Origin of the sequence: Stappia sp. P2PMeth1, assembly GCF_900185735.1 — a bacterium.
Taxonomy (GTDB): Bacteria; Pseudomonadota; Alphaproteobacteria; order Rhizobiales; family Stappiaceae; genus Stappia.
This window is the reverse complement of record NZ_FYAW01000023.1, coordinates 1-1,170: the sequence shown is the minus strand read 5'-3', so window position 1 is coordinate 1,170 and position 1,170 is coordinate 1. Positions and strand designations below refer to the sequence as shown.

Annotated in this window: 1 protein-coding gene; it reads right to left on the bottom strand. The window is 66.4% G+C overall.

Annotated elements, in window-relative coordinates:
* Positions 1-4: 4 nt before the first annotated feature.
* The gene (locus P2PM1_RS18550) at positions 5-952 is read right to left on the bottom strand and encodes an IS110 family transposase (RefSeq protein ID WP_186400086.1); all 948 of its coding nucleotides are present in this window, start codon (positions 950-952) and stop codon (positions 5-7) included.
* Positions 953-1,170: the final 218 nt, after the last annotated feature.

The window sequence follows — 1,170 nt, the reverse complement described above, 5'->3', positions numbered from 1 at the left end:
GTCATCAACTCTGTTGTTGGATCTGATCTCTGAGCCTTGCATTGAGGATGACGACGATCTTTCTCATGAGAGCGGCGATGGCGACGATTGGCTTCTTTCCGTTCTGGACAAGCCGTTGATAGAACAGGCGCAGCTCGCCCTTGGCGCGGCTTGCGGCGAGCGCTGCCATGAACAGGACGGGTCGTATGGTGGTCCGTCCGCCGCGCATTCGCCGGTAGCCCTTTAGGGTGCCGCTGTCCCTGGGATGCGGGGCGACGCCTGCCAGCGAGGCCGCCTGCCGGCGTGTGAGGCTGCCGAGTTCGGGCATCATGGCGGCGAGGGTTATGGCGGTGCGCGGCCCGACGCCCGGCAGCGAGCGGGACACGGCGATGCGCCGGGCCAAGGACGGGCTCTTGGCCAGCACGGCTTCGATGGCGGCATCGATCCGGGCGATCTGGCCTTGCAGGCAGCGCAGGACCACCTTGCAGGACGCCCGCACCTGCGCCATTCCCGGCGCCTTGAGACGGTTGGTCTCCGCCACCTTGAGATCGACGAGATCCTTGCGGCGGGCGACGAGGGCGGCCAACTCGGCCTGCCTGGCCTGCGACAGGGCGAACGGGACGAGGAGCTGCCAGCGCTCCTGGGCATAGCGGGCCAGGGCGCGGGCATCGATGGCATCGGTCTTGGCGAGAGTGCCGAAGGAGCGCAGGAAAGCCTTGACCTTGAGGGTGTCGGCCCGGTGGCAGGCGATGCCTGCGGCCGCGAGCTCTGCCAGCAGCAGGGCTTCATGGCCGCCGGTCGGCTCGCAGACGACGAGCGTGTCGGGGCCAAGGTCTTCGCACAGTGCCTTGATGGCGGGAGCCGTGTTGTCGATGACCGAAAGCGTGCCGGCCCGGCTGTCGAAGACGGTGAGCGTTGCCTTGCCGACATCGATGCCAAGCACCCGGTCGGGAGCGTCCTTGAGTCTGGTCATGGGACTGGTATCCTGATCGTGCTTCGGATTGTTTGCGGGCGTGGTGTTGGCCAGAGGCCCAATCAACTCTCCAAGCGGGAAAAGGAAGCGGCCGGGAACCTTGATGACTACGGGTGCAAACCCGACCCCGGCACGGTCGCCGGCCGCTGGTCTCCCGGACGGGTGTGTCCGGGAGACCACCCAAACTCTACCACCAATGCAAACAAACAACCCCGGCC